Raw genomic sequence first — 21700 nt, forward strand, 5'->3', positions numbered from 1 at the left:
GGACGCCGACCCTATCGGGCCAGCGTCGCCGCCACTTCCAGTGTCCGCGCCTGGTCCGCCGCGGGCCCGACCGGCAGCACCATCAACTCGTCCATACCGGCGTCGGCGAGCGCGCGGACGGCCCGGCCGACGGCCGCCTCGTCACCGGCGACGACGGTCTCGGCGGGTGTCCGGACGCCCTCGCGGTCCAGCTGGGCCCGATAGCTCGGCAGGTCGCCGGCGACGCCGAACCGCCGCTGCACCCAGTCGCGCACGCCGTCCGGGTCGCTGGTGACCGCGACGCAGACCCCGGCGATGACGGCGGGCCGTTCGCGCCCGGCGGCGGCAGCGGCGGCGGTGAGCGCCGGGACGACGTGCTCGCCGATCGAGCGCGGCCCGGCCCACGTGGTGACGACGCCGTCGGCCAGCTCGCCGGCCACCCGCAGCATCACCGGGCCGAGCGCGGACAGCAGCAGCGGCGGCGCCGCGACCCCGGCACCGGCCAGCTGCCCGTTCACCGTCACCGTCACGCCGGCGTGGGCGACCGGCTCGCCGCGCAGCAGCGGCCGCAGCGCGGTCAGGTACTCGCGGGTGTGCCGGGCCGGACGGTCGTACGGCACGCCGTACTGCCCCTCGACGATCGGCGCGTGGCTCGGACCGACGCCGAGCCGCAGCCGGCCGCCGGTCGCCGCCTGCGTCGTCAGCGCCTGGGCGGCCAGGGACAGCGGGTGCCGCGGATGGGTCCGGACGACGGCCGTGCCCAGCTGCACCTCCGGCACCGCCGCGCCGACCGCCGTCAGCAGCGTCAGGGGGTCCCAGCCGGACCGCTCGCTCAGCCACACGGTCTCGTACCCGGCCGCGGCGGCCGCCCGGGCCCGCTCGGCCACCGTCGCGACGCTCACGCCGTCGTCGTCGATCCACGCTCCGGTTCGCATGGATCCAGTCAAGCCGGCGGAACAGCCCGGACCAACGGCCAGTTGTGCTGTGCAGCGATCACGTCTGGTGATCGGCGCCGGGAGGTCGAGCGTGGAGTTGCGCCAGCTCAGGTACTTCGTCGCGGTCGCCGAGGAGCTGCACTTCGGCCGCGCCGCCGAGCGGCTGCACATCGTCCAGCCCGCGGTCAGCCAGCAGATCGGCCGGCTGGAGCGGGAGTTCGGCGTGCGGCTGTTCGACCGCTCGTCGCGCCACGTGCGGCTGACCGACGACGGCCGCCGGCTGCTGGAGCGGGCCCGCCGGGTGCTGGCCGCGGCCGCCGACACCGCGACGCTCGCGGCCGAGCTGGCCGGGCGCTCCGGCGTGCTGCGCCTCGGCGCCGGCGCCGGGCTGGAGCGACGGGTCGAGCGCGGGCTGACGACGCTGCGGGCGGACCGCCCGGACCTCGCGGTGACGTTCGCCGACGGCCCGGTGAGCACCCACCTCGACGCGCTGCGCCGCGGCGACCTGCACGCCGTCCTCGTCCGCGGCGCCGTCGAGAGCGACGACGACCTGGTCGCCACGCAGGCGTGGTCCGACGAGGTCGTGGCCGCGCTCCCGGCCGGGCATCCGCGCGCCGGCGCCGACACTGTCCGCGTCGCCGACCTCGCCGCTCACCCGGCCCGGCTGCCCGCGCCGCAGTGCGACGGGCCGTTCCACCGGCTGCTGGCCGGCGCCGGGGTGCGGCCGCTGCCCGACCGCCCGGCGGGCACCGTCGAACGGACCCTGTTGGAGCTGGCCGGCAGCAGCGACCAGTGGGCTCCGGTCCCGGCCGGCGGGCCGCCGCCGCCCGCCGGCGTGCGCACCGTCCGGTTCGATCCGCCGCTGCCGCTGCCGGGCGTCGTCGTGACGTCGGCGCGGACGCCCGCGGACTGCCGGGCCGGGCTGGTGGCGGCCTTCGGCGGACCCGACATCATCGACTACGGTGGACGCTGATGAGCGAACGATGGATCGACCTCGTCGGCGCGGTCAACGTCCGCGACCTCGGCGGGCTGCCCACCACCGACGGCGGCGCCACCCGGTTCGGCCAGGTGCTGCGCTCCGACAACCTGCAGGACCTCATCGGCGACGACATCGACCGGCTCACCGGCGAGCACCGTCTGCGCGACGTCGTCGACCTGCGCACGACGTACGAGGTGACGTCCGAGGGCCCCGGCCCGCTGACCCGCGTCCCCGACGTCACCATCCACCACCTGTCGCTCTACCCCGAGGTCGGCACCGCCACCGATGTCGAGGCCGACAGCGTGCTGCCGTGGACCGGCCGCGACGACGAAGAGGCCATCTGGGTGAACGCGGGCGTCTACTACACCAACTACCTGCGGCACCGGCCCGGCAACGTCGTGGCGGCGCTGCGCACCATGACGACCTCCGGCGGCTCCACGCTGGTGCACTGCGCGGCCGGCAAGGACCGCACCGGCGTCGTGTGCGCGCTGGCGCTGTCCGTCGTCGGCGTCGACCGCCAGGCCGTCGTCGACGACTACGTCCAGACCGGCGAGCGGGTCGACGCCATCATGAGCCGGCTCAAGGCCACGGCCACCTACGCCGCCGACCTCGAGGGGCGCCCCAACGACGCCAACCTGCCGCGCGCGGAGTCGATGCACACGTTCCTCGACTTCATCGACACCGAGTTCGGCAGTCCGGCCGGCTGGCTGGCGCGGCACGGCTGGACCGACGCCGAGACCGCCGCGCTGCGCGCCCGGCTGGTCGGCTGACGCGCACCTCAGCGCGCCAGCGCCGCCTCCAGCCGCGCCCGCACGTCCGGCCACTCGTCGCGCAGGATCGAGTAGTAGACGGTGTCGCGCCAGCTGCCGTCGGCGCGGCGCATGTGGTGACGCAGCACGCCCTCGCGCAGCGCGCCGAGCCGCTCGATCGCCCGCTGCGACCGGACGTTGAGGTGGTCGGTCTTGAGCGCCACCCGCTCGAGCGTCAGCGTCTCGAACGCGTGCCCGATGACCAGCAGCTTCGTCGCGGTGTTGACCTCAGTGCGCCACCACGGCGGCCCGATCCAGGTGGCGCCCACCTCGACCCGCAGGTTCGCGGCGTCGACGTCGAGGTAGGACGTCGTGCCGACGACGCGGCCGTCGGCGCGGCGTCTGATCACCCACGGCACGGCGTCGCCGCGCGCGGCCGCCGCCAGCGCGCGGTCGAGCGCTCCGGCCAGCCCGTCCGTCCGCGGATGCCAGGCGGACACCCAGCGGAACAGCTCGTCCGGCTCGGACACGGCGGCCTCGAGGTCACCGAGGTGCACCGACGACAGCGGCTCCAGCTCGATCCAGGCGTTGGACAGCGGGACGGCGGCGATGATGGTCACGCGCCCATCTTCGCCTACCGTCGAGGATCGACTGGAGAAGGGACCACCGCGTGATCATCCGGCCGTACGAGCCCGCCGACACCGACGCGCTCTACGACATCTGCTTGCGCACCGGCGACAACGGCGGCGACGCCACCGGCCAGTTCGCCGACCCCCGGCTGCTCGGCGAGCACTTCGTCGGGCCGTACCTGCGCTACGAGCCGGAACTGGCCTTCGTCATCGACGACGGCGCACCGGCCGGCTACGTGCTGGGCGTGCGCGACACCCCGGCGTTCGAGCGTGTCTGCGAGCGGGAGTGGTGGCCGCCGCTACGGGAGAAGTACCCGCCCGGCTCGTTCCCGGCCGGCACCCGCGACGCCGCCTACGTCCAGCGGCTGTACGAGTCGCACACGGCCGACCCCGCGATCGTCGCGGAGTACCCGGCTCACCTGCACATCGACCTGCTGCCCCGGGCGCAGGGCCAGGGCATGGGACGGGCGCTGATGGAACGGCTGCTGGCGGCGCTGCACGCGGCCGGCGCGCCCGCCGTCCACCTCGGCGTCGGCGCGGGCAACACCCGCGCCATCGCGTTCTACGAGCGCATGGGCTTCCAGACGCTGTACCAGTCGCCGAACGGCCGCACGATGGGCCGTCCGACGACCTGACCTGGGCGCGTCAGCGCACGAGGTCGCGGACCGCGACGATCTGCTCGCGGCCCGGTCCCACGCCGACCGCGGAGATCGGCGCCTTGCACAGGTCCTCGACGGCCTCGAGGTAGCGGCGTGCGGCCGGCGGGAGGTCGGCCAGCGTGCGGGCGCCGCTGATGTCGTCGTCCCAGCCCTCGAAGTACTCGAAGACCGGGACGGCGTGGTGGAACTCCGTCTGCGTCATCGGCATCTCGTCGTGCCGGACGCCGTCGATCTCGTACGCGACGCACACCGGCACCGGGTCGTAGCCGGTCAGCACGTCCAGCTTCGTCACCACGAGGTCGGTGGTGCCGTTGATGCGGGTGGCGTAGCGGCCGATGACGGTGTCGAGCCAGCCACAGCGGCGCGGGCGTCCGGTCGTCGTGCCGAACTCGCCGCCCGCCTTGCGCAGGCGGTCACCGTCGTCGCCGAACAGCTCGGTCGGGAACGGGCCCTCGCCGACCCGGGTGGTGTACGCCTTGAGCACCGCGATGACGCCGTCGATGCGCGTGGGCGGGATGCCCGAACCGGTGCTGGCGCCGCCCGCCGTCGCGTTGGACGAGGTGACGAACGGGTAGGTGCCGTGGTCGACGTCGAGCAGGGTGGCCTGCCCGGCCTCCATGATGACGACCTTGCCGTCAGTGAGCGCCTGGTCGAGCAGCAACGCGGTGTCGGTGACCATGGGCCGCAGCCGGTCGGCGTAGCCCAGCAGCTCGTCGGTGACCTCGTCGACGTCGGCCGCGCGCCGGTTGTAGACCTTCACCAGCAGCTGGTTCTTCTGCTCCAGCGCGCCTTCGACCTTCTGCCGCAGGATCTTCTCGTCGAACAGGTCCTGCACCCGCAGCCCGACCCGCGACATCTTGTCGGCGTAGGTGGGGCCGATGCCGCGGCCGGTGGTGCCGATGCGGCGCTTGCCGAGGAACCGCTCGGTGACCTTGTCGAGCGTGCGGTTGTACGACGGAATCAGGTGCGCGTTGGCGCTCACGACCAGCTTCGACGTGTCGACGCCGCGGGCCTCGAGCCCGTCGAGCTCCTCGAACAGGACGGCGAGGTCGATGACGACGCCGTTGCCGATGACCGGCGTGACGCTCGGCGTCAGGATGCCCGACGGCAGCAGGTGCAGCGCGTAGGTCTCGCCGTCGATGACGACGGTGTGGCCGGCGTTGTTGCCGCCGTTGAACTTCACGACGTAGTCGACCTGGCCGCCGATGAGGTCGGTGGCCTTCCCCTTGCCTTCGTCGCCCCACTGGGCGCCGACGAGCACGATCGCGGGCATGCGGTGTGTCCCCCTGTGTCGAGGTGCGGAGTCGTGCGGGGGACCGAGAGGGTCCCCCGCACGGTCAGCCGAGCGCTTCGGCGGCCTCGGCGCTGGAGTCGCGCAGGAACTGCGCGCAGCGGGCGGCCTCGTCGGTCTCACCGATGGCCTCGGCGGCCCTGCCGAGCGCGTTCAGCGACCGCAGGAAGCCGCGGTTCGGCTGGTGCGCCCACGGGACCGGTCCCTGGCCGCGCCAGCCGGCCCGCCGCAGCTGGTCGAGCCCGCGGTGGTAGCCGGTGCGCGCGTAGGCGTAGGACGTCACCGCGTCGCCGGCCGTGAACGCGCGGTCGGCGAGGTCAGCCCACGCCGCCGAGTAGGCGGGATGGGCCGCCGCCACCGTCGCGGCGTCGACGCCCGACTCCAGCGCCTCGCGGGCCGCGGGGTCGTCGGGCAGCAGCGTCTCGGGCGGTCCCGCCAGCAGGTTGTCGCCGGGCATCAGCGAATCTTCTGACCGGCCGACCGCAGCTGCTGGGTCGCCTCGACGACGCGCTCGGCGAGGCCCGCCTCGGCCAGCTTGCCCCACGCCCGCGGGTCGTAGGCCTTCTTGTTGCCCACCTCGCCGTCGACCTTCAGCACGCCGTCGTAGTTGGTGAACATGTGCGACACGACCGGACGCGTGAAGGCGTACTGGGTGTCGGTGTCGATGTTCATCTTGATGACGCCGTAGTCGACCGCAGCGCCGATCTCCTCGGCCGTCGAGCCGGAGCCGCCGTGGAAGACGAGGTCGAACGGCTTGTCCTTGCCGTAGCGCTCGCCGACCGCCTGCTGGATGTCGCGCAGGATCTCAGGACGCAGCTTGACGTTGCCCGGCTTGTAGACGCCGTGCACGTTGCCGAACGTCAGCGCCACGATGTAGCGGCCGCGCTCGCCCAGGCCCAGCGCCTCGGCGGTGGCCAGGCCGTCCTCGACCGTGGTGTACAGCTTCTCGTTGATCTCGTGTGCGACGCCGTCCTCCTCGCCGCCGACGACGCCGACCTCGATCTCGAGGATGGTGTTGGCCTCGGCCGACAGCGCCAGCAGCTCCTCGGCGACCTTGAGGTTCTGGTCGAGCGGCACGGCCGAGCCGTCCCACATGTGCGAGTTGAACAGCGGCGCGCCGCCGTTCTTCACCCGCGTGGTGGACAGCTCCAGCAGCGGCTTCACCCAGTGCTCGACGGCGTCGAGCGGCGCGTGGTCGGTGTGCAGCGCGATCTGGACGTCGTAGCTCTGCGCGACCTCGTAGGCGAACGCGGAGAACGCGACGGCGCCGCGGACGCGGTCCTTGATCGTCGGGCCGGAGATGTACTCGGCACCCCCGGTGGAGATCTGGATGATGCCGTCGCTCTCGGCCTCGGCGAACCCGCGGATCGCCGCGTTGATCGTCTGCGACGACGTCACGTTGATGGCCGGATAGGCGAACGAGCCGTTCTTGGCCCGGTCGATCATCTCGGCGTAGACCTCGGGGGTGGCGATGGGCATAGACGCTCCGTTCCGGTCGGGCGGCAGTACCCAGCCGCCCGGGCTCAGCCCCACGTCTACGGGGGGCACGCATGTCAGGCCCAGTATTCACCGTAACCCGGTGGTAACGCGAAACCCGTCCGCGGGCGTCCCCCAGAACGCGCAGATCGGGATCGCCCAGATGCGCTCGTCGAGCTCGAACGGGAGCGGTCCGGTGTGGAGGACGACGCCTCGGACGAACGACTCACCGAGTTGCTCGCGCAACCACGCCAGGTGCCGGGCGTCTCGTGACGTCGGCGCGGAGGTCGCCTTGACCTCGATGCCGATGATGCGCCCGTTCCCGAGGTCGACGACCAGATCGGCCTCCCGCCGCCCGCCCTCGGCCCGCAGGTGGTGCAGTCGCGGCTTTCCCGCGACGGTCACCAGCTCCGGCCTGAGCTGGGCCGCCACGAACGTGTCCAACGTCCGGCCGAGCAGATCCGCGTCGCTGAGGACGGCCGAGGCGTCGAATCGACCGGCGGCCGCGGCGAGACCGGCGTCGAGCAGATAGCGCTTCGGCCGCTTCAGCAGCCGGCTCAGACGGTTCGACAGCCAGGGCCGGACCGGCTCGTAGACGAACAGACTCTGCAGGAGATCGTCGTAGGCCCGCGCGGTCTCCTTGTTGATACCCGCGGCCTCGAACAGGGTGGTGTCGGCCGGCAGCCCGGCCGTGGACAACGCCAGCACCTCGAGGTACTGCCGCAGCAGCGCCGGCCTGCGGTCGGCGATCTGCTTCGCATCGCGGGTGACGAGCTGGTCGACGTAGCCGTCGTACCACTCACGGTGCAGCCGCTCGGGCAGCCGGAACACCGGCTCCGGGAAGCCGCCCTGCAGCGCCAGGTCCACGTACTCGTCGAGGTCGGCCGCGCCGGCCGGGACCCGAACCTCGTCGAGGCTCCCGGCGACGACGGCGGCCAGCAGCCCGGCGCCGTCAGCGGTTCCGTCGATCTCCCGGCGAGCCATGGGATACATCGCCAGCCGCATCACGCGCCCCGTCCCCGGCCACGTGGTCGCGGCGAGATCGGCGTCGACGCTGCCGGTCAGGAGGAACCGGCCGGGCCGGGGATCGGCGTCGACTGCGCGCTTCACGGCGCCGAGGACGGCCGGCACCTCCTGCCACTCGTCGATGAGCAGCGGCTCGTCCATGCGCCGCAGCGCGGCGTCGGGGTCGGCTTGGACCACCTGAGCTACGGCCGGTGTGTCGAGCCGCAGCACGCTCGCCGCGAGCCGCATGGCCGAGGTCGTCTTGCCCGAGGCGCGTGGACCGTTGACCAGCAGCGCGGGGAAGTTCGCGAGGCGATCGGCCAGGATGGCGTCGGACGCTCGCGGCAGGTAGATACCCTCCACCGACTCAGAGTAGCCGTTTTTCGCAGTCGACAATGGCCGATTTACGCACGCGTTTCTGGCCGTTTCACGCACCGATGAGCAGTCGTTCTTCGCGCCTGGCCGGCGGCAGCGGTGCCACAGGCGCTGCGACACGGGGCGGGACCTGCGGATATGCTGAGGGTCGCTTTACCCACGAGCTCAGCAGAGGAGACGCCGTGCCTGAGCGCACCGCAGTCGTCGCAAGCAAGGCCGGTCTGCATGCCCGGCCCGCCGCGGTCTTCGTCAAGGCCGCCGCGGAACAGCCCACCAAGGTGTCGATCCGCAAACCCGACGGAGACCCGGTCGACGCGTCCAGCATCCTGTCGATCATGACGCTCGGTGTCGAGCAGGGCGACCAGGTGATCCTGTCCGCCGAGGGCGAGAAGGCCGACGACGCCCTCGACGCCCTCGTCGCACTGCTGGAACGCGACCTCGACGAGTAGACCGCACGCTCGCGCGACGCTGCAGGTGGCCCGTCCACCTGCAGCGTCGTCGTTTATGGGTGGGGTTCGGCGGCGCTTGTGGTCCCGGACATTACTCGGTTATCCTACAAATCAACGCCATGCCGGGAGGAGTTTCACGTGGCCCAGGGGGACCAACTCACGCGACTGACGGCGCTGCCGCGGCCGCCGAGCCTGCACGAGTCCGTGCAGGCGGCGCTGCGCGACTACATCCTCACCAACGGACTACGCGCCGGCGACGGCCTACCGGCCGAGGGCGCGCTGGCCCAGCAGCTCGGGGTCAGCCGCAACTCCGTACGCGAGGCGGTCAAGGGGCTGGTGTCCCTCGGCATCCTCGAGACCCGGCGCGGCAGCGGCGTGTTCGTCAAGGACTTCTCGCTGTCCCTGCTCATCGACAACCTCCCGTTCAACCTGCTGTTCGATTTCAGCGAGCTGGCCGACCTGCTCGAGGTGCGCCGCGCCGTCGAGAACGACCTCATCGAACGGGCCGTGCGCCGCATGACCGACCGCACCCGGTCCGAGCTCGAGCAGATCCTCAGCGAGATGAAGGAGAAGTCCGACCGCGGCGCCGACGTCCTCGACGAGGACCGCCGGTTCCACCGCACCCTCTTCACCGACGCCGGCAACGCCGTCGCGCTCAAACTGCTCGACGCGTTCTGGCTGACGATGAGCCGGGCGGTGGCGCAGCGCGCCGAGATCGCCGACGACCGGCCGTCCGACACCTACCGCCAGCACGACGCCATCTACCGGGCCGTGCTCGACGGCGACGTCGCGGCCGTCCACGACGCCCTGTCCGACCACTACTCGCCGATCCTGACCCGGCTCGACCGCACCAAGTCGTAGTTCTCCCGTCTCGTGGGTGTGGACCGTCCGGTCCGCGCCCGGCTTCGCGCTGCCCTCTTCCGTCGCCTCCGAGGAGTTGCCATGACCGTGTCGCCGTTGACCCGACGTTCGTTGCTGGGAGCCGCCGGAGCGGGAGCCGTGGGGGTGGCCGCCGCGGGGCCGGTTGCTGCCGCTGACCCGTCCGGCGCCGAGGCGGAGACGGTGTCGTCGCGCGCGGCGGCGGAGCAGCGGATCGTCAACGGCCGGGTGCGGGCGCTGCGCACCTGCGGGTACGCCGAGGCCGGTGACGGAGGTGGCGCGCTGTACCGCCGGCTCGACGCGGCGCCGGCCGAGCCGGACCGCTGGCACCTGTGCACCCGCGACGGCGCCTGGTGGGAGCTGGCCGAGGACGTCGTGTCCGTCCGTGCGCTCGGCGCCGTCGGCGACTACGACGTCGCGACCGGCGCCGGGACCGACGACACGCTCGCGCTTCAGGCGGCCGCCCGGCGGGGTGGGACGGTGTACGTGCCGGGGGTGGACGGCGCCTACCTGACGACGGACTCGATCAGCCTGCTGGCCGACGGCACGCACTGGTTCGGCGACGGGCTGCGGTCGCGGATCACGCTGGTGTCCGGTGCGGGCGGCGCCGGCGAGCTGCTGGGCATCCATGGCGCCGCGCCGTCGACGCCGTCCGGGCCGCCGCAGCGCTACGTGCAGGGCGTGCGGGTCAGCGGGCTGCACCTCGACACCAGCAACGGGTCGAACGACAACGGCCTCGGCGGCTCGTTCTGCCGCGACGTGCAGGTCGACAACCTCTACTTCTCCCGTATCGGGCGCAAGGCGCTGACGTTCCAGTACCACTGCTCGAACATCCGCTGCCGCGATGTGACGGTGTTCGAGGCGGCCACCGAGCCGCGGTCCACGTTCGCCGTCATCAGCATCGAGGGCCAGACCGCCGGCGTCGACCTCTCCTACTACCCCGGCGGCACCACCAGCACCGAGGATCTCGGCGGCGCGGACGTCCACGACATCGCGTTCAGCGACATCACCTGCCTCTCGACCGGCTACAACTACGTCGTCGTCTCCAACGCGCACCGGATCCGGTTCGACGGCCTCGCGCTGGGCGACACCGCCGGTGCCGGGTCGTTCGTGATCTTCACCCGGAAGGTCTGGGACAGCCACGTCCGCGGTGTGCGCGGCGGCGACACGGCGCGGCGGTTCCTGGAGATCGGCGAGCTGGCCGACTCGTGCACGTTCTCGGACCTGCGCTTCGGGTCGACGACGGGGACGGGGGTTGACGGCCGGGCCGTGCGGATCGGTGGCACCCGGATCCGGCTCGCCGACGTGGCGTTCCGGCACGGCAACGCGGGCGCGCTCGAGGCCGTGCTGGTGGCCGGCGCCGACGCGACGATCACCGGCCTGCACGTCGCCGAGTGCGCGTCGCAGTACGTGCTCAACGCGCCGCCGGCGGGCGTCCGGCTGAAGCTCACCGATTCCACGTTCGTGTCCGCGGCCGGGGCGGCGTTCCGGATCAAGGGCTCGCGGGCGCACGTCGCGGGGAACCACTTCCGTACCCCGGCCGGGCCGTTCGCCGGGCGGTTCGAGGGCCCGGGCAACGTCTTCACCGGCAACCACGTGGCGGGGGCGGCGCCCGGCCGGCTGGTCGTCACGGCCGAGGCTTCCGCCGTCGCGACGCTGAACACGTTCGAGTCCGGCGCGACCATCACGTTCGACGGCGGCAGCCTCTACGCGAGCGCGGCGTTCGGCAACACCGGGCTCGCCGCGGGTGGGGCGAATCTGGTCCCGCTCGCCGGCGGCGCCCTGCACGCCGACGGGGCCGGGGTGCTGCGCATCAAGGACTCCCGCTTCACGTCCGACACCGACGGCGCGGTGGTGGGCGCCCAGACGTAGACGCCCAACCCCTCGCCGTCGGGCTCGGCGCGCGGGCCGCGGGTAGCGCGCGGGCCTGGGGCAGCACGCGGGCCCGGGGCGGCGCGCGGGCCCGGGGCGGCGCGCGGCTCCGGAGTGTCGGCCGCGCCGAGTCTGTCGGTGCCCGCCCGTAGGGTGGGCACCCTCCCTCGAGGGGCGGGTCATACCTACCCGTCGCTCGCACCCACGCCACCAGGCGCCCGGCCCCGCGGCAGTCGCCAGGCGGCCAGCAGCCCGATCAACCCGGCCGCCCCGAGTACGATCATCGCCAGCCCGTACGCACGGTCCGGCGTGGCCGTCAGCCCGGCCACCAGCACGGTGCCGGCGATCGCCGTCCCCAGGGTCGAGCCGAGGTTCGAGACGCTGCGCGACAGCCCGGAGATCTCACCCTGCTGACTCTCGCCGAAACTGGACTGCACGACGTTCACTGACGGCGTCAGCATCAGGCCCAGCCCGAGGCCGATCACCAGCAGGCCCGGCGCGAACGCCCACACCGACGGCGACCCGATCACCAGCGCCAGCAGCACCCCGATCCCGGCGATCGCCAGCACGAACCCGCCGACGATCAGCGTGCGCTGGGCCCGCCGCCGGGCCAGGCGCTCCGCCGCCAGCGACGACACCAGCAGGCCGGCCGTCGCGGCGGTGAAGATCACGCCCGTCTCGATGGCGTCGTACCCGCGCACCACCTGCAGGAACGTCGCGACGACGAAAGAGGTGCCGAGCAGCATCAGCCACTGCACGTTCTGCGTGACGAGTCCGAGGTTCGCCGTCCGGCTGCGGAACACCGCGGTGGACAACAACGGCTCCTCGCCGGCCCGTTCCTTCGCCCGGATCGACCACACGAATCCCGCCAGCAGCAGTGCACCGGAAGCGAGCAGCAGCACCATCAGCGCCGCGCTGTTGTCGGCCGCCAGGATCCCCATGACCAGCGCCGTCAGCCCGGCCGCCGACAACGCCGCGCCCCGCACGTCGAACGGCCGGTCAGGGTCCGGCGGCAGCGGGTCGCGCAGGTCGCGGCTGAGCCAGACGATCACGGCGATCACCAGCGCCTGGAACACGAACGCCGCGCGCCAGCTGATCGCCCACGTGATCAAGCCGCCGATCAGCGGCCCGGCCGCGCCGCCGACCCCGCCCATCGCGCTGATCAGACCGAACGCCCGCGCCCGCGACGTCACGTCGGTGAACAGCAGCGTCGCCAGGATGTAGACCGGCGGGATCAGCAGGGCCGTCCCGACGCCCTCCAGGATCGAGTTGCCCAGGATCAGCAGGCCGAGTCCGGGCGCCGCGGCGCTGAGCAGCGCGCCGACTCCGTAGATCGTCAGGCCGGCTCGGAAGCACAGCTTGCGCCCGTACTTGTCCGTCAGCTTGCCGCCCGGGATCATCAGCGCCGCCATCACCAGCAGGAACACGGTGATCGCGACCTGGACGCCCTGCACGCTGGTGTCGAGGTCGCGGCTGATGTCGTTGATCATCACGTTCATGTTCGAGCCGGCGAAGCTGCAGATGAACTGCGCGAGCGCGAGCGGGACCAGAACCTTCCGCAGCGCCTTCGACGGCCGGCCCGACGACGTCGTGTGCTCGGCCACGGTGCACCCCTGCCTCGATGCTGGCACGACGGACGGGCCGCGGCCAGTGATCAGCGGCGGTCGGCGACGATCAGTGGCTGGGCCGGGTCGGTGTGGTCGACGACGAGGTGGGCGCAGTCCAGCGGCCGGTCCCGCTCGCGGTAGAGCGCCTGGGCGGGCAGGTAGCGGTGGGTGTACCGCTCGACGACCTGCTGCTCACCGCCGAAGAGGTCGCGGTCACGGACCACGGCGCGGCGCAGCGTCTCGTCCGGCTCGACGTGCAGGTAGACGCTGAGCTCCCAGGCGTCGCGGAGCTCCGGGCGCAGCAGCAGCACCCCGTCGACGATGACGACGGAGTCAGGCGGCGCCTCGGCGATGGCCCGCTCCGTCGGCCGCCCGGCCCGGTGGTCGAACGTCGACCGCAGGTAGCGACGGTCGCCGTCGGGGCCGAGCGGGCGGAGCACGCCGTCGCGGATCGCCACGACGTCGAACGCGTCGAGGTAGTAGCCCTCCGGCGACAGCGCGCCGCGCCGCGACCGCAGCTCCGGCGGCTGGTGGAAGTCGTCGGCGCCGAGCCGGATGACCGGGCGGACGCCCTCGAGCGTCGCGGCGAGCTCGTCGGCGAACGTCGTCTTCCCGGCCGCGTCCGGTCCGTCGACGGCGACGCGGACCGGGTGGCCGGGATCGAGCGCCCGCAGCGTCGCCGCGACCGATTCCAGCAACCGCTGGCGTTCCATGTCAGGGCCCCTCTCTCGGCGTTCGGCGATTGTCCCCTGGTTCGTCGCGGGCGCGTGCTAGCCTGCCGCGCGGTTCTGCCACCTCCTGCTGGGACGTCCCCCATGTCGTTGTCGTTCGTCCGCCGCGCCGCGCTGCTCTCCGCCGGCGTCGTCCTCACCCTCACCGCCTGTGGTTCCTCCGACGACGACCCGTCGGCGGGCGGGTCGGACACCCCGGCGCCGACCTCGACCGAGCCGTCCACGGAGCCGTCCGCCGACCCGACGACCGAGCCGCCGGCGGACCCGTCGGAGCCGCCGGCCGAGACCCCCACCGAGACCCCGGCCGCGCCACCGGCCGGTGGGTCGGGGTCGCCGGAGACCACCGAGGCGGCGATCGCGCGGTTCGAGACGTTCCTGCACGCCCTCGGCGCCGCCGACGTCCCGACGATGTGCGCCATCGCCGGCCCGGCGGCCGCGCAGGCCGAGGCGGAGGGCTTCGGCCCGTGCGAGTCGACCATGGCGATCATGGCCACCCTGCCGTCGGCCGAGCAGCTGGCCGCCCTGGAGACCGCCACCATCGACCCCGAGCTGGTCGACGACAGCACGCCGAGCCAGGTGACGATCCCGATCGAGGCCGTGGTGGCCGACGCCACCTTCACCGAGGAGGACCTCGGCGACACCGTCCTCGCCTACCAGGACGGCGACTGGTTCATCGTCGACTAGTTCCTGGCGAAGAAGTAGCCGAACGAGCGGCCACCGCCCTTCGGGTTCGGCTCGTCCAGCCGCGCGGTGATCGTCAGCCCGGCGCCCTCGACCAGCGCCGCGATGTGCTCGCCCGGCAGCAGGTAGGCCTCGTACGAGACGGGGTGCCCGCCGTAGGCCTCGGTCGGGCGCAGGTGCTCGTCCAGGCCGAGGTGGGTGCCCAGCAGCAGGTGGCCGCCGGGCGCGAGCACCCGGCGGAACTCGGCGAACACGGCCGGCAGGTGCTCGGGCGGCGTGTGGTGCGTGGAGAAGTGCGCGACGACGCCGCCCAGCCCACCGGTGGGGAGGTCGAGCGCCGTCATGGAGCCGACGGTGAACGTCAGCTCCGGGTGCGCCGCGCGGGCCAGCTCGACCATGCGCGGCGAGAGGTCGACCCCCGACACGTCCAGCCCGTGCCCCGCCAGCTCGGCCGTCAACCCACCCGGTCCGCACCCGACGTCGACGACCGGGCCGTTGCTCTCGGCCAGCACGACCTCGGCGAACGCGCGCAGCATGGCGTGGCCCAGCGGCCCCAGCCGCGACGGCGGGAACCGCTTGGCGAAGGTGTCGGCGACGGTGTCGTAGGAGCTGCTGACGGCGGCGAGGAACGCGGGTTCGGTCACCCACGCGACGCTAGCCGCCGCCACCGACAACGTCTGTCGGCCAGGATGCGCCCATGACCGACGACGCGCGGCTGACCGCGCTCACCCAGCGGATGGCCGAGCTCGGTGCTCCCGACCCCGAGGGCTGGGCTTCCTCCGAGGTCCACGAGGACATCGCGCAGCAGGCCCGCTTCCTCGTCCTGCGCTCGCTCTGGCCCGAGATCATCGACGCCTGGGCGGGCGACGGCGTGCTCGAGCGCGTCCCGGTCGCCGCGCGCCTGCTGACCGAGGGCGCCTCGCGGGAGTCGCTCATCCAGGCGCTCCGGCTGGCCGCGTACGAGGCCGTGTTCGCGGTCCTCTACCGGATCGGCGCGGAGTCCGACGAGGACGCGCCCGACGACGCCCCCGGCTGGTCGCTGATCGAGCTGGCCGCGGACGGGACACCGACCGGCCGTGACGTCGGTGGCTTGTACGAGGATCTGCTGTCGCTCGATCCAAGCGGCCGCGAGGGCGCCGACTTCCTCAGCTGACGGCGGCGAGGAACGCGGGTTCGGTCACCTACGCGACGCTAGCCGCCGCCACCGACAGCCTCGTCGCGCAGCAGCGACGGGAGTACCCGTTCCAGGGCGGCCGCGTGCTGACGCAGCCGCTTGCGGACGAGCGCGGGCGTGTGCGCGTTCGACGGCACGTCCTGCGCCGGCCCGTCGTACAGCTCGCCCAGCAGCTGCTGCCGTTCTCCGCGTACGACGACGGTGCCGACCTCCGGTTCGTGGCCGCCGTGGTGACCGATCTCGACGTGCAGTCCGATGCGGTGGTACGCGATTCCGTCCGACGTCCGCTCCGGTCCCTCGAAGCCGGCGGTGAGCAGGAACGCGAAGATCGCCGGCGCTTCGTCCTGGAGCAGCGTGATCAGCCGAGGGCGCCCGTGCATCTCTCCATGATGCCTGGGATCTACCCGGCGGCAAGCGCTTGCCGCCCGGGCGGTTCGTCTGTTTGACTCCGCTCTGTCAGGTCTAGACCTCTGCCGAGGAGGACCCGTGGAGCTCAGTCGCCGCCGAGTGCTGTCGATGCTGTCCGCCGCGGGTCTGGCCGCGGTCGTCCACCCGCCGGGAGCAGGCGCGACCCGCGCGGGCGCGACCACCGCGGGCGCAACCGCGGGCGCGACCACCGCCGGCACCGACCGGCTGCTCGCCAACACCGCCACGATCTTCGCCGGCACGCCGGACGTCAACGCGCACCCGGCGGTGGCCGCCAAGCTGGCCGCGATCGACCGGACCGCCGCCACCTGGCGCACAGCCCTCGACGGCGCGGGCGCGGGCGAGCTGTTCGCCGGCCTGCCGCTCGGCACCAGCGACCCGAACCTCAACGCGACCTACCAGCACCTCTACGAGATCGCGCTCGCGACCGCCACCCCGGGCGCCGCCTTGCACGGCGACGCCACCGCCCGCACGCAGGTGCACGACGGCCTGGTGTGGCTGCACGACCACTACTACGGCGACCAGGCCGCGGGCTACTACGGCAACTGGTTCACCTGGGAGATCGGCGTCTCGACGCACGTCGGCAAGACCCTCGCCCTGCTCGGCGAGACCGGCGACCTCGTCCGGACCTACGTCGCCTCCATGGACGCCTACCTGCGCAACGGCATCGACGGCGACGTGAACCTGGACTCCCGCTTCCACACCGGCGCCAACCTCGCCGACATCACGACCAACCGGATGATCCAGGGCGCCCTGCTCGGCGACGAGGCGCGCATCCGCAAGGCGATCGAGGACCAGCTCACCGTCTTCGCGACGATCGACCCGTACGCGCTGCGGCACGGCAACACCGACGGCTACTACGCGGACGGCTCGTTCATCCAGCACCACTCGGTCGCGTACACCGGCGCGTACGGCCGTGCGCTGCTGACCCGCGTCGTGCAGACGCTGAAGATCCTGGAAGGGACGGGGTTCGCCGACGGCGCCGCGCTGGGCCCGATCGTGCAGCGGTGGGTGACCGACGGGTTCGCGCCGCTGATCTTCGAGGGCTGGATGATGGAGATCGTCAAGGGCCGGTCGGTCTCGCGCACGTCGACGGGGTACACCGACGTCGCGCAGGTGGTCGAGGCCGTCGTCGACCTCACCGGTCACGTGCCCGACCCGGCGCCGCTGCGCGGGTACGTGAAGTTCATCCGGTCGACGTCGCGGGCGGCGCTGGACCCGGCGACGTTCGTCTCGCCGGTGAGCGTCGCGCGCTTCGCCGACCTCATCGCCGACGACACCGTGGAACCCGCCGACCTCAACCCGCCCGAGCGCTGCGTCGCCTTCAACGCCATGGACAAGACGGTGCACCGCCGCCCCGGCTACACGTTCGCGCTGGCCCGCAGCTCGGACCGCATCAGCAAGTACGAGTACATGAGCGGCGAGAACCTCATGCCGTGGTTCCAGGGCGACGGCGCGCACTACCTGTACCTGTCCGGCGGCGACCAGACGCAGGCGTTCGGCGTCGACTACTTCACGACGGTGTCGCCGTACGGCCTCGCGGGCGTGACGGCGCCGGTCGAGGAGCGGCGGACGATCCCGCAGCTCTACGGCACGCCGTACTACGACAACCCGGGCCACCCGCTGAACTTCACGTCGTCGTCGCAGTCGCAGAACACCTACGTGTACTTCCCGCGCGGCACGAACGCCCACTCCGGCGGCGCGACGCTGGACGCGTACGGCGCCGCGGCCCTGGTGCTCTCCAGCGACGTCGCCTGGGCGGACAAGCAGCGCGGCGTGCTGCCGGACGATTTCGTCGCGTATCGCAACGCAATGGCGACGAAGTCGTGGTTCCTGTTCGACGACGAGATCGTCGTGCTCGCGGCGGGGGTCGGGGGCGACGCGGGCCGGGCGGCGACGACGTCGGTCGACGCGCGCATCGCGGGGGCGGCCGACCCCGTGACGGCGACCGGCGCGCTGCGCTCCGGCGCCGCGTGGACGGGCCCCGGCACCGCCGACCTCGCCTGGCTGCGCTGGGCGAACCCGGCTCAGGACGCCGCCGTCGGCTACGTGTTCCTCTCCGCGCAGCCGGTCCGCGTCGCGCTCGACACCGTCACCCGCAGCCGCCGCGTCGTCCGCACCGCGAACCCGGACACCGCCGTGACCAAGCGCGTCCTCGGCGTGACGATCGACCACCCGGCCGGCGCGGCGCCGTCGTCGCACGCGTACGCGCTGGTCCCGCACGCGACGGAGGCGGCGCTGACGGCGTACGCGGACGGCCCGCTGGAGGTGCTCGCGAACACCACCGACGTCCAGGCCGTGCGCCACACCGGGCTCCGGCTGACCGGCGTCAACACGTTCACCGCGGGCCGCCACGACGCCGGCGGGCTGCGCGTCGACGGACCCGCGTCGGTGCTGGCGCGGGGCCGCAGCCGGCTCACCACCGTCGCGGTGTCGGACCCGACGATGGACCGCGACGTCGTCGAGGTCGTCGTCACCGGCCGGACGCTGACCCGCGTGGCCGGCGACCGCGCCGTCACCGTGCGGCACACGGCCGAGGGCACACTGCTGGCCGTAGCGACCCGGCACGCCTACGGCCGCTCGTTCACCGTGACCCTGCGCGGCTGAGCGAGCGCTCCGCACCCGAGGTGGCGGGTCAGCGCTTCTTCGGGGTCGGGATGATCTCGATCTTGGACTTCGCCTCGGCCTTGGCGGCCTTGTCGGCGCGCTTCTGCTTGAGCGACTTGCCCGCCTTCTTGGAGAGGTGTTGTCGCGGCGACTTGTCGGCCATGGCTGCTCCCTGCTCGGGGAGCCTGATCAGCCCCTTGTGCACGTCACAGTACGCCTCATTCGCCCTTGTCAGGACTGCGCGATCTTGGCGGCGACGGCCAGTTCGTCGACGAGGTCGTTCATGGGGTCGCCGGAGTGGCCCTTGACCCAGCGGAAGACGACGTCGCCGCGTTGTTCGACGAGGTCGACGAACGGCTCCCAGAGGTCGCGGTTGGCCACCGGCGACTTGGTGGACGTGACCCAGCCGCGGGTGCGCCAGTTGCGCCACCAGGCGTCGCGGAAGCAGTTGACGACGTAGGCGGAGTCGCTGACGACGACCAGCGGGCCGGACAGCGCCTTGACCGCCTCGAGCGCCGCCGTGATCTCCATGCGCTGGTTGGTGGTGCTCGGCGCGGACCCCGACCCGAACCGCTCGCGCGAGACGGCCCACGCCCAGCCGCCCGGGCCGGGTGTGCCGGAGCAGGCGCCGTCGGTGTAGACCTCGACCGCGCCCTCGGGCGCCACCATGGCCGGCGGCCGGGGCCGCTTGGCGCGGGCCGGCTTCGCCGCGGCCGGGACGAGCGCCGACTCGGCGTCGCCGGGGACCGGGATGAGGGCGGGCGCGCCGGCGCAGGAGGCATGCACCCAGGCGCGGTTGCGGCCGCTGCCCGAGCTCTCGAGCTCGTCGCCGGGATGGATGTCTCCACCGCACGCACCACACCGACCGGCGTACTTCGCGAGCACGAGCACCTCTCCCTTCGACGAACGAACACCCGGCACCCTACCCGCGACGTCCGACAGGACAGTGGATCACACCCGGTGCCGCAGCAGGACGTCGGCGAGGGCGACGTCGGCGGGGTCCAGCGCGGCCTTGCCGTCCTCGATCTCCCAGAGCGCGTTCTGCAGGACGCGGCCCAGCGTCCAGCCCGCGGCTCGCCGCCGATCGACGCCGGTCAGCTCGCCGAGCAGGTCGAACCGGCGCAGCACGACCCGCTCGACCCCACCGGCGACGACGTCGTCCCAGCGGCTGTTCAGCGCCGGCCACAGGTCGAAGCCGGGGTCACCGGCCAGCGGCACGGGATCGATCGCCAGCCACGGCTCGCGCTCGCCGGCCAGGACGTTCCCGTCGTGCAGGTCCCAGTGCAGCAGCCGGTCGCCCGACTCCGGCAGCAGCTCCGCGACGGCGGCCGCGCAGGTCTCGACCAGCCGGCGTTCGGCGGGATCGGCCAGCGACGGCGCCGCCTCGGGCACGGCGGCGACCATCGCGGCGGCGACGTCGGCCAGCCGCGGCAGGCCGTCCGGGGCGGGCCGCGCGGTCAGCCGGGCCAGCAGCAGGCCGAGCACCGTCACGACGGCGTCGTCGTCGGGCAGCGCCGCCAGCGGCCGGTCGCCGTCGAGCCGTTCCAGCAGCATCGCGCCGCCGTCGTGAGCGAGCAGCCGCACCGCACCGTCGCCATCCCACGTCCGCAACCCGACGACGGCGGCCGCGGACTCCTCGTTGGCCGGCTGCAGCCGCAGCACCGCGGGCGTGCCGTCGGCGCGGACCACCGGCTGGACCAACGCCGCCATGCCGTTCCCGGCCGGCCCGTCAGGGCGCAGCTCCCACCGCTGCAGGGACGTGGCCAGCAGCCGCGGGAGATCCGCCAGCCAGGCCCGTCCGGCGTCGTCGCGGCCGTAGGACGTGACGAGAGCGGCCGGCGCCGCGTCGGGACTCACCCCGGCATCGTAAGCAGCGCCTCCGTGAGCACCCGGCCCTCGGTCCGCGCCGGCGCCGGGATGCCGAGCAGCGCGGCGATCGTCGGCGCGATGTCGACGTGCCGGGCGCCGTCGAGGCGGGCCCGCGGGCTCACGCCGCGCCCGGCGACCAGCAGCGCGGCCTCCCGCTCGCCGGTCCGGCCGTGGTAGCCGCGCGGGCCGTCCGGGTCGGTCAGGCCGAACGACCAGCCCGCGACCGGCTCGGCCACCAGGTCGCCCAGCAGCGGGCTGGCGCCGAACGCGTCGAGTTCGTCGCGGCCGTAGACGCGCTCGACCGGCTCGACCGACTCCAGCGCGGCTCGCGCCCGCGCGATGCCGTCCGCCGTCCGCGCGGCGCCGAGCAGGTACACGTTGGCGACCCCGCCGACCACCATCGCGACGTCCGTCGACGGCGCGGGCGCGACGCCGGGCGCGACGAACTCGGGCGTGAACCCGGCTGCGGTCAGCGCGCCCAGCACGTCGCCGCCGAACGCGCGGGTGAACGTCGTCATGCCGTGGTCGCCGAGCAGCACGAACGCCGTGCTCCCGTACGTCCCGACGTCCTTCGTCGCCTGCACGAGCCGGCCCAGGGCGGCGTCCAGCGCGGCCAGCCGGCCGGTCATGCCGGGCGACTCCGCGCCCTCGGCGTGCCCGAGCGCGTCGAGGTCGTCGGCGTAGACGGCGAGCAGCGTCGGCGGCTCCTCGACGGTGACCGTCGTCGAGCCGGACTGAACCGGCCGTCCGTGCAGGATGTCGGCCGCGATGTCGAGCCGCGACGGCCCGGTGCCGCCCGGCTGCACGTACAGCGCCCGCGGGTCGCCGAACACGACGCCATGGTTCTGCAGGATGAAGAACTGCACCGACGCGACCGTCCCGCCGGCCGCCGTCACCGCCTCGGCGATGGTGGGCGCCTCGAGCGTCCTGCTCTGACTGACCGCCCGCCCGGTGGCCGGGTCGAGGAAGTACGGCGTGTTCAGGTGCGTGCGCGGCCAGGCGCCCGAGACGACGCTGGCCCACGACGTGTTCGTGATGGACGGGAAGCAGCCGGTCGTCGTGCCGATGACGCCGCGGCGGGTCAGCGCGTCCAGATGCGGCGTCTCGACGAGGTCGAGGTAGGCCGGGTCGAACCCGTCCCACCCGACCAGCACGACGTGCCGCGCCCGGTCCCGGCCGGCGCCCTCCACCGCGTCGGCGATGGAGGGCAGCGCGAGGGCGGCGGCGGCCCCGGCGCCGGCGGCGAGGACGGCGCGGCGGCTGACGGAACGTCCAGACGAGGGGATCTCCATGTGGCCCAGCGTTCCCACCCGGAGTGAACGCCACCC

23 protein-coding genes are annotated in these 21700 nt (G+C 73.3%); 9 read left to right on the top strand and 14 right to left on the bottom strand.

Annotated features, from left to right (window positions below):
• Nucleotides 1-11 precede the first annotated feature (11 nt).
• Nucleotides 12-914 carry a TIGR03564 family F420-dependent LLM class oxidoreductase gene (locus BLU82_RS27070; RefSeq protein WP_092624032.1) on the bottom strand — a complete coding sequence of 301 codons (903 nt, stop codon included), beginning with the start codon at nt 912-914 and terminating at the stop codon, nt 12-14.
• 91 nt (nt 915-1005) lie between these two features.
• Between BLU82_RS27070 and BLU82_RS27075 the strand changes: the two genes are divergently transcribed.
• Nucleotides 1006-1887, top strand: coding sequence for a LysR family transcriptional regulator (locus BLU82_RS27075; RefSeq protein WP_092624033.1), 882 nt, complete (start codon nt 1006-1008; stop codon nt 1885-1887).
• Nucleotides 1887-2663 carry a tyrosine-protein phosphatase gene (locus tag BLU82_RS27080; protein WP_092624034.1) on the top strand — a complete coding sequence of 259 codons (777 nt, stop codon included), beginning with the start codon at nt 1887-1889 and terminating at the stop codon, nt 2661-2663. The genes BLU82_RS27075 and BLU82_RS27080 overlap by 1 nt, the downstream gene beginning before the upstream one ends.
• Nucleotides 2664-2671: 8 nt before the next feature.
• On the opposite strand, the gene BLU82_RS27085 is transcribed toward BLU82_RS27080, so the two are convergent.
• Entirely contained in the window at nt 2672-3262 is a 591-nt protein-coding gene (locus BLU82_RS27085; RefSeq protein ID WP_092624035.1) for a GNAT family N-acetyltransferase, read from the bottom strand.
• 50 nt (nt 3263-3312) lie between these two features.
• Here BLU82_RS27085 and BLU82_RS27090 point away from each other — a divergent pair, with 50 nt between their 5' ends.
• Complete coding sequence (locus BLU82_RS27090; RefSeq protein ID WP_092624036.1) at nt 3313-3906, top strand: GNAT family N-acetyltransferase; 594 nt, start codon at nt 3313-3315, stop codon at nt 3904-3906.
• 10 nt (nt 3907-3916) lie between these two features.
• Here BLU82_RS27090 and BLU82_RS27095 read toward each other — a convergent pair whose 3' ends face one another.
• From BLU82_RS27095 to BLU82_RS27110, 4 genes are all read right to left on the bottom strand, one after another.
• Nucleotides 3917-5203, bottom strand: coding sequence for an adenylosuccinate synthase (locus BLU82_RS27095; RefSeq protein ID WP_092624037.1), 1287 nt, complete (start codon nt 5201-5203; stop codon nt 3917-3919).
• 64 nt (nt 5204-5267) lie between these two features.
• On the bottom strand, nt 5268-5678 hold the full coding sequence (locus tag BLU82_RS27100) for a DUF3151 domain-containing protein (RefSeq protein WP_092624038.1): 411 nt from the start codon (nt 5676-5678) through the stop codon (nt 5268-5270).
• Nucleotides 5678-6700 (bottom strand): class II fructose-bisphosphate aldolase, encoded by a 1023-nt coding sequence (fbaA, locus tag BLU82_RS27105; RefSeq protein WP_092624039.1) that lies wholly within the window; start codon nt 6698-6700, stop codon nt 5678-5680. The genes BLU82_RS27100 and fbaA overlap by 1 nt, the downstream gene beginning before the upstream one ends.
• Nucleotides 6701-6787: 87 nt before the next feature.
• On the bottom strand, nt 6788-8065 hold the full coding sequence (locus tag BLU82_RS27110) for an ATP-binding protein (protein ID WP_092624040.1): 1278 nt from the start codon (nt 8063-8065) through the stop codon (nt 6788-6790).
• 194 nt (nt 8066-8259) lie between these two features.
• On the opposite strand from BLU82_RS27110, the gene BLU82_RS27115 reads away from it, so the two are divergent.
• From BLU82_RS27115 to BLU82_RS27125, 3 genes are all read left to right on the top strand, one after another.
• Nucleotides 8260-8526 carry an HPr family phosphocarrier protein gene (locus BLU82_RS27115; protein ID WP_069108994.1) on the top strand — a complete coding sequence of 89 codons (267 nt, stop codon included), beginning with the start codon at nt 8260-8262 and terminating at the stop codon, nt 8524-8526.
• A 138-nt stretch (nt 8527-8664) separates the two neighbouring features.
• Nucleotides 8665-9387, top strand: a complete 723-nt coding sequence (locus BLU82_RS27120) for a FadR/GntR family transcriptional regulator (protein WP_172885709.1) — start codon at nt 8665-8667, stop codon at nt 9385-9387.
• Between the two features lie 81 nt (nt 9388-9468).
• A complete protein-coding gene (locus tag BLU82_RS27125; protein ID WP_157741287.1) occupies nt 9469-11277 on the top strand; it encodes a hypothetical protein in 1809 nt (602 codons plus the stop codon).
• Between the two features lie 185 nt (nt 11278-11462).
• Here BLU82_RS27125 and BLU82_RS27130 read toward each other — a convergent pair whose 3' ends face one another.
• On the bottom strand, nt 11463-12881 hold the full coding sequence (locus tag BLU82_RS27130; protein ID WP_197682510.1) for an MFS transporter: 1419 nt from the start codon (nt 12879-12881) through the stop codon (nt 11463-11465).
• 50 nt (nt 12882-12931) lie between these two features.
• Nucleotides 12932-13597 (bottom strand): hypothetical protein, encoded by a 666-nt coding sequence (locus tag BLU82_RS27135; protein ID WP_092624043.1) that lies wholly within the window; start codon nt 13595-13597, stop codon nt 12932-12934.
• A 102-nt stretch (nt 13598-13699) separates the two neighbouring features.
• Between BLU82_RS27135 and BLU82_RS27140 the strand changes: the two genes are divergently transcribed.
• Nucleotides 13700-14299: a hypothetical protein gene (locus BLU82_RS27140; RefSeq protein WP_092624044.1), complete on the top strand. Its 600-nt coding sequence runs from the start codon at nt 13700-13702 to the stop codon at nt 14297-14299.
• Here the strand turns inward: BLU82_RS27140 and BLU82_RS27145 are convergent.
• On the bottom strand, nt 14296-14940 hold the full coding sequence (locus BLU82_RS27145; RefSeq protein WP_092624045.1) for a class I SAM-dependent methyltransferase: 645 nt from the start codon (nt 14938-14940) through the stop codon (nt 14296-14298). The two genes, BLU82_RS27140 and BLU82_RS27145, sit on opposite strands and share 4 nt — an antisense overlap.
• Nucleotides 14941-14993: 53 nt before the next feature.
• On the opposite strand from BLU82_RS27145, the gene BLU82_RS27150 reads away from it, so the two are divergent.
• A complete protein-coding gene (locus tag BLU82_RS27150; RefSeq protein WP_197682511.1) occupies nt 14994-15449 on the top strand; it encodes a hypothetical protein in 456 nt (151 codons plus the stop codon).
• 38 nt (nt 15450-15487) lie between these two features.
• Here BLU82_RS27150 and BLU82_RS27155 read toward each other — a convergent pair whose 3' ends face one another.
• Nucleotides 15488-15850, bottom strand: coding sequence for a hypothetical protein (locus tag BLU82_RS27155; RefSeq protein WP_092624046.1), 363 nt, complete (start codon nt 15848-15850; stop codon nt 15488-15490).
• Nucleotides 15851-15956: 106 nt separating this feature from the next.
• On the opposite strand from BLU82_RS27155, the gene BLU82_RS27160 reads away from it, so the two are divergent.
• Entirely contained in the window at nt 15957-18503 is a 2547-nt protein-coding gene (locus tag BLU82_RS27160; RefSeq protein ID WP_092624047.1) for a polysaccharide lyase family 8 super-sandwich domain-containing protein, read from the top strand.
• A 28-nt stretch (nt 18504-18531) separates the two neighbouring features.
• Here the strand turns inward: BLU82_RS27160 and BLU82_RS36050 are convergent, their stop codons facing one another.
• The 4 genes from BLU82_RS36050 to BLU82_RS27175 all read right to left on the bottom strand — a co-directional run bounded on the left by BLU82_RS36050 (nt 18532) and on the right by BLU82_RS27175 (nt 21664).
• Entirely contained in the window at nt 18532-18666 is a 135-nt protein-coding gene (locus BLU82_RS36050; RefSeq protein WP_255367090.1) for a hypothetical protein, read from the bottom strand.
• A 68-nt stretch (nt 18667-18734) separates the two neighbouring features.
• Nucleotides 18735-19394, bottom strand: coding sequence for a ribonuclease H (locus tag BLU82_RS27165; protein ID WP_197682512.1), 660 nt, complete (start codon nt 19392-19394; stop codon nt 18735-18737).
• 60 nt (nt 19395-19454) lie between these two features.
• The gene (locus BLU82_RS27170) at nt 19455-20360 is read right to left on the bottom strand and encodes an aminoglycoside phosphotransferase family protein (protein ID WP_092624048.1); all 906 of its coding nucleotides are present in this window, start codon (nt 20358-20360) and stop codon (nt 19455-19457) included.
• Complete coding sequence (locus BLU82_RS27175) at nt 20357-21664, bottom strand: alkaline phosphatase family protein (protein ID WP_092624049.1); 1308 nt, start codon at nt 21662-21664, stop codon at nt 20357-20359. Before BLU82_RS27175 ends, BLU82_RS27170 begins: the two co-directional genes overlap by 4 nt.
• Nucleotides 21665-21700: the final 36 nt, after the last annotated feature.

It is taken from the genome of Jiangella sp. DSM 45060 (genome assembly GCF_900105175.1).
In the GTDB taxonomy this organism is placed as follows: Bacteria; Actinomycetota; Actinomycetes; order Jiangellales; family Jiangellaceae; genus Jiangella.